The organism is Bradyrhizobium sp., from assembly GCF_049586575.1.
Lineage (GTDB): Bacteria > Pseudomonadota > Alphaproteobacteria > Rhizobiales > Xanthobacteraceae > Bradyrhizobium.
In genome coordinates, this window is sequence record NZ_JBAVCF010000120.1 from 1 (window position 1) to 6,049 (window position 6,049).

The following is a 6,049-nucleotide window of genomic DNA, read 5'->3' on the forward strand; positions in this document are numbered from 1 at the left end:
GGACAACACGGATCACCGGCCAACTCCGAAACACCTTCCTGACCGCCTGCCCCGTGCCATCCAAGACCCGTTTTTCGAGCCTGCGGCGCAAGACAAGGAATATGGGTCGAGCTTTGCCCAGCCGCAAGCTCGGAAAAACATTCACGATCGCTGGTCACAATTCCTTGGTTGCAGCAAACCCGATTCCCCGAACCGCGTTCGCGAAGCTTAGTCAATTCGGCCCGCTTTGACAAAAATGGGGGCCACCATCACGGCTTTCGCATCGTCGATGATTTTGGCTTTGGAAGTCACCGGTATTGTCTCCCACATATTTCCGCTGCGAGATCTGTTTCGCCTCGCCAGCCATTTCGCTCAAACCGGATGCCCCCGAAAGCCCTCTGCTTTATGCGCCGTCGGCTACAGGGCCTGCCGGCCAAGCCCTGTTCCTGGCTACCGGAAGGTTCTCGCTCGCCCAAAGCCGATGGTGCATTGCACAAACGGCCTTTGCTCATATCGTCGAAAACTTCGAATCCGGTGCTTTTCCGCAAGGCTTCCTTAATCATTTCGAAACCCCAGCCCCCTAACCTGATTCCACGGGTCTGTTCGGTTTGGGACAGGCGTAGGAATCTGTTTGTGAACAGTGTCTTAGCTAGAATGGCGGACTGTCGGCCGATCGAGCGGAAGAACCCCCGCTGCCGGCTTTCGAACAGGGAAACGTCACTGCGCCGTTGGGCATAATTTGGCCTCACGAAGCAGTGATCAAGACAGAAAATGGGACGGGAAAGTTCATGCTTCGGACCAACTTGGTTGCCTCGCGTAATTTGCGAATTTGCTTTTTCGGTTTCGCGGCGGTCGCAGCCGCGGTCGCTTTCAGCACCAACGTCGCCGAAGCGCGCCATTACCGGCACTCGTATCACCACGTACGCCATTTCCGGTCGGAATCGCACGAGGATTACAACCCGGCTTTCTCCGAGATCATCGTAGATGCCAATTCCGGGGCGACGCTGTCGTCGAACAATCCGGATGGGAGCCGCCATCCGGCCTCGCTCACCAAAATCATGACGCTTTATCTACTGTTCGAGCGCCTAGACGCCGGCAAGATCAAGCTCGATACCGAATTGCCGGTTTCGGAACACGCCTCCGAACAGGACCCGACCAAACTTGGCTTGCTTCCCGGCCAGACCATCCGCGTCGAAGATGCGATCAAGGGGCTGGTGACGCGCTCTGCCAACGACGCCGCCGTCGTGATCGCGGAAGCCCTCGGCGGCAGCGAAAGCGAGTTTGCCAAGCAAATGACCCGCAAGGCGCATATGCTCGGCATGAGCAAAACGATCTATCACAACGCCTCGGGCCTGCCGGACGACGAGCAAGTGACAACCGCCCGCGATCAGGCAACGTTGGGCCGCGCCATCCAGGATCGCTTCCCGCGCTATTATCGCTACTTCTCCACCGCATCTTTTACCTTCCGCGGCCATTCGATCGCCAACCACAATCATCTCCTCGGCTCGGTCGAGGGTGTCGACGGCATCAAGACCGGCTATACCCGCTCTTCCGGCTTCAATCTGGTGACCTCGATGCGTCGGGGTAACCGCCACTTGGTGGGTGTAGTGATGGGCGGCCGCAGCGGCAGTTCGCGCGATGCCATTATGCGCAACCTCCTCGCCGAAAATCTCGAAAAGGCCTCGACCCGCCGGACAGTCGCCGCGATTACCGAGCACAATCCGTCCGAAACCAGCGTGCAAGTTGCCGACGCCGAGGAAGCGGCGCCGACGCCGCCCGCTCCCGCCGCGCAAGCTTCGTCTGCACCGGGTTCGATCATGGCCGCGCCGTCGCGGCCGTCGGCTGCCGCTTCGCTGATGTCGCAAGCGAGAGCCGACTCATCTTCGATCAGGTCCGATTCCCGGACTGAGCATGCCAAGACCGAGCCCGCGCCGCTCACCAGCGGCGTCATTCAGACCCAGCCGATCGCGGTGATCCCCGGCTCGTCCGAACCAATGAAGCCCGTCAAGGTGAAAACCGTGCAGATCAAGGCCGGACAGGTCAAATTGGCGGCGGCTGGTCCGTCCCAGCCAGCTCCGCCCATCACCAGCGCAATTCCTGCGCGGACCGAGGTGCCCGAAACGTCGAACGCGGTCGTTGCCAAGGCTGAAAACGGCAAGGACGTCGCGCGGGCCGATCTCCCGCCGCAGCCCCCGGGTCACGGCACGGGAAACGGTATTCTCGGCGTGTTATCTGCCTCGAGCCTCTCTTCGCCTTCGCAGGCCATGGCCTATGCCGATCCTTCCCCCCACGCATCAAGCAGCCCCAGTAAACCCGAAGTGACTCACACCGGATGGATCATTCAGGTCGGGGCGCTCGATAGCGAAAGCGAAGCGCTTCAGCGGATCGAAGCCGCCCGCAACCAAGCCCATGGCCTCCTCAACAAGGCCGACCCCTTCACCGAGCCCGTGGTCGCCAAGGGCGACCGGAAGCTGTACCGGGCCCGTTTCGCCGGCCTCGACCGCGATCAGGCCGAAGCGGTGTGCCGCACCCTCAAACGCAGCGATATCTCCTGCATCACGATGCATAACTAAGGCATTCAGGCACCGAATCCCTTTATCGGGCGGCCTTTTCCCAAGGCCGCCCGTTTCGTTTGCAAACTTCTCGTCAAGACTTTCCGGTTAAAGGTGGATGAAATCGGCCGCGCCGGATAACGGCGGGCGGAAACGGCGTCGGACGGATGGAAGGCAGTGGCTCGCGGCTTTCAGCGTTTGATGGCGTGCCGGAGTTAGTTGTGATGCGTGCGAAGCAGAACCTCCTTGGCCTCGTTTACCCGGGCCGCGAGATACGTCGACCCCCCCTGGTCGGGATGCAGTTTCTTCATGAGCGCTCGGTGGGCACGGCCGATCTCGTCGCGCCCCGCCCCCGGCTTCAGGCCAAGGATCTGATAGGCCTCCTCGTCCGACATTTTGCCGCTCGACGCCGCGCTGCGTTGCCGGCCTGCCGCGTCTCCTTGCGCGTTCTGACGCCAAGCGGGAAACCGGCGGTCCAGATAGCTTTCAAGTAACGGCACGCTTTCGGCGTCCAATTCGCCGAACATTCCAAGCAACGCCGGCAGATCGAGCTGCTCCAGCGAGCGGCCAGCATGGGGACCAGAAATTATCATTCCGGTCAGCGCCCCGCTGTCGTGATCAAGCGTCATCTCGAAAACCCGGGAACGTACCCGCGAGGTTTTGCCGGCGGTGCGCTTGCTGCCTCCCATACCGAACAGCCCGCCGAAGTTGCCAAAACCGGAGGTCCCGAATGGCGCCCATCCCAGTAGACCTGCGCCGAAGAGACCGACCGGGATAGCGACCGCAAGCTCGCCTTTGAGACCAACGAATGCGGCGACCGCCAACGCCAGCACGCCGCCGGCTATCTTGACGGCCCGGGCGAGCACGGCCGGGTTGGCCGCGCGGAACATCTGCAGCAGCAAATAGAGAACGATGACGGCGACGGCGCCTGCGACCAGTGTCGGCATAACCCTCTATATAATTGCTGCCGTCGAAAAAAGCATGCAGCCTTGTCCACTACGGCCACGAGCCGTCAAAAAGGCGCGTTGGCGCTGCGATACCATTCCAATATCATTTCTCGGCAATCAGCAGCAACGGAGCACGGCATGGCGGTACCGGGTTTGACAACCATCAAAAGCAGCCATTCGGCGCGCGAGACCATGGACCGGCTCGAAGCTGCGGTCACGGCAAAAGGTTTGACGTTGTTTTGCCCGGATCGATCACGCCGCCGGCGCATCGGCAGCTGGCCTTTCACTGCGGCCGACGGAGGTTTTGATCTTCGGAAATGCCAAAGGCGGCACGCCCTTGATGCAGGCTGTGCAGACGGCCGGAATCGACCTGCCGCTCAAGGCGCTGGTCTGGCAGGACGCATCGAATGAGACTTGGCTCGCGTGGAACGATCCGGCGTGGATTGCAGCCCGGCACGGCCTGGCCGGAGCGGAAGCCGTGGCCGGCAAATTGGCCGCGCTGCTGGACGAGGTCGGCAAGGCTGCGACGGCATAGGCAGTTACTTCATCTGTTCCAACAGACCGGCCGCGCCACTGTCGTTCCGCGACAGCCGCAGCAGAGCTTCGCGCCCACCCGCCGCGTAAGCTGCCACCGCCCGCAAGAGCTCCCTCAATTGCGCAGCCGCGCCGGGGTCGAACCGCGACCACGCTCCGCCGGTGAGCCGCGCAATTTCCCGAAACGCCCGCTCGACCATCGCATCGCGCCCTTCTTGAAACATGAATACGGGAACCTTGAGCAAACCCAATTCGCCCGCCTTCACGCAGAGATCGTCGACGCTTTCCTCCATCGCATCGCCGACAAACACCACGGCGCGCACGCCGGATGCCACGGCTTCACGCCGCGCCTCGGACAATACCTTGCCGATCTGGGTGTTGCCGCCGCGGCAATCGATCTTGCCCATGAGCTTGGCCAATTTAGCCGTGTCGGAAATCCAGCCCGAGGCCCGACACTCATTCAAGCCGCGATAGTACACGAGACGGATGTCGAGGCTGCCGACCGAAGCCGCTTCCCTGAACATATCGGCCTGCAGCGCGCACGCCATGTCCCATGTCGGTTGCCGGCTCATCGTAGCGTCGAGCGCAAAAACCAGGCGGCCCGTGCGGCCGGGCGCATAAGGCGACATCGCCTTTGCTTTGGCGACGAAGGCGGCAATGTCGTCGGAGGTCGATGGCTGCTGCTCGGGCAGCGAACGATTCTCGCCGCTGTGCGCGATGTCACCGTCGGATTTTGAATTGTCACGTCCGCCAGACATATCTCGCTCCCACATCACAATGTGGGTTGCGACGCCCATCCGGTCAATGCTCGGCGATTGCCGGATGCAGGCTGTGGCAGGCTGCGATCAGTTGTGCGCGGCCGGCGGCGCGTAAGGCGTGACCGGACCCGCATCCGTCATCACCGGTGGTGTGGTCGTGGTGTCCACCGGCCGAAGCGGACTGTCATCGTCCAGCATCTTGTCCAGCATGTCCTCGATCGCCGCCTTGGCTTCGTCGGGGCCGGTATCACGCATATCGTTGTGCCGGAACGAGGTGCGAACCACGGTGATCCCCGCCTTTTCGCAGATTTCGTCGTCGGGAATGACGCCGGGATCGGGCTTGAAGACTGGATCTTTCGAGCGGAATGAGATGATCTTGAACCGGCCATCGGTCAGGAAGGGCACACGCAGATTATCCAGCGTCACGACCTTCTTGATCTGGTCCGGATAAAGCTTGGCGAAATACATCGAGATATCGCCGCCGTTGGAATGCCCGATCATGGTCAAGCGGTCGTAATCGGCGTTGGGCTGAACCTTCTTCAACTCATCGATCGCAAAGCGGATGTTGGCGACGCCCCGGTGATACTGCGGCAGACGCCCGACATAGAGCTCGCCGACCTTGGTCACAAGCGGCGCATCGGTTGCGAGATCGTGCTGGATGCTCGCCACCATGTAGCCGCGGGCAGCAAACAGATTCGCCAGAAAGGAATATTCGGTGAATTTGACGGTGTTGCCGTGATTGAGGATCGCTACCGGCAACTTGATCAACCCCGCATTCGCCTGCAGTTCGCGGTCACGACGAACAGCGACGTCAACGGCGACCGGCCGGTCACCGCGCGACTCATCATGAAACATCAGCGTCTCATGACGGATGGCCCACTTGCTGGCGGTGAAATATCCTACCGTCACCAGCACAGACAACGAGAGCAGAACGGCAATTCCACGCTTCATGTTCGCCCTCGAGGGGACTGCTTTGACTGCCTGAATTTCAGGTTCAAACTCTGCATCACAGCTTCTCAATATAATTGACGCTGGCGTGACCGAAAGACCAAATATTGGCACTTCACCGCCCGATCGTAGTGCGGCGCACTATTTCCCGGGCATCGGTATCCTGGGAAAGAGCTGCCGAACGGCGGCAGCAATGGACGTCCCAAGATCAAAGGTACGTTCAGATACTGGGTAAAAGCCCGGTAAAACAAGGTATTAAACAGGCGATGAGCGGGCCGGAAAGCCCTTGCGAGCCAATTTGGCCGGGAGCGTCAAGGCCGCAAACCGGCGG

General features: G+C 61.0%; 6 protein-coding genes. 3 read left to right on the forward strand and 3 right to left on the reverse strand.

The annotated features are described in order from the left end of the window. Both WB528_RS04200 and WB528_RS04205 read left to right on the forward strand, forming a co-directional pair. Positions 1–230, forward strand: a 230-nt coding sequence (locus WB528_RS04200) for a hypothetical protein (protein WP_423887171.1), incomplete at its 5' end; no start/stop codon positions are given. A gap of 537 nt (positions 231–767) precedes the next feature. Then, positions 768–2,552, forward strand: coding sequence for a serine hydrolase (locus WB528_RS04205; protein WP_423887172.1), 1,785 nt, complete (start codon positions 768–770; stop codon positions 2,550–2,552). A 194-nt stretch (positions 2,553–2,746) separates the two neighbouring features. On the opposite strand, the gene WB528_RS04210 is transcribed toward WB528_RS04205, so the two are convergent. Beyond that, complete coding sequence (locus WB528_RS04210) at positions 2,747–3,478, reverse strand: DnaJ domain-containing protein (RefSeq protein ID WP_423887173.1); 732 nt, start codon at positions 3,476–3,478, stop codon at positions 2,747–2,749. Positions 3,479–3,782: 304 nt separating this feature from the next. On the opposite strand from WB528_RS04210, the gene WB528_RS04215 reads away from it, so the two are divergent. Further along, positions 3,783–4,013, forward strand: coding sequence for a DUF302 domain-containing protein (locus WB528_RS04215; RefSeq protein WP_423887174.1), 231 nt, complete (start codon positions 3,783–3,785; stop codon positions 4,011–4,013). 4 nt (positions 4,014–4,017) lie between these two features. Here the strand turns inward: WB528_RS04215 and WB528_RS04220 are convergent, their stop codons facing one another. Both WB528_RS04220 and WB528_RS04225 read right to left on the reverse strand, forming a co-directional pair. After that, positions 4,018–4,770, reverse strand: a complete 753-nt coding sequence (locus WB528_RS04220) for a VWA domain-containing protein (protein WP_423887175.1) — start codon at positions 4,768–4,770, stop codon at positions 4,018–4,020. A gap of 87 nt (positions 4,771–4,857) precedes the next feature. Beyond that, positions 4,858–5,721: an alpha/beta fold hydrolase gene (locus WB528_RS04225; RefSeq protein ID WP_423887176.1), complete on the reverse strand. Its 864-nt coding sequence runs from the start codon at positions 5,719–5,721 to the stop codon at positions 4,858–4,860. Positions 5,722–6,049: the final 328 nt, after the last annotated feature.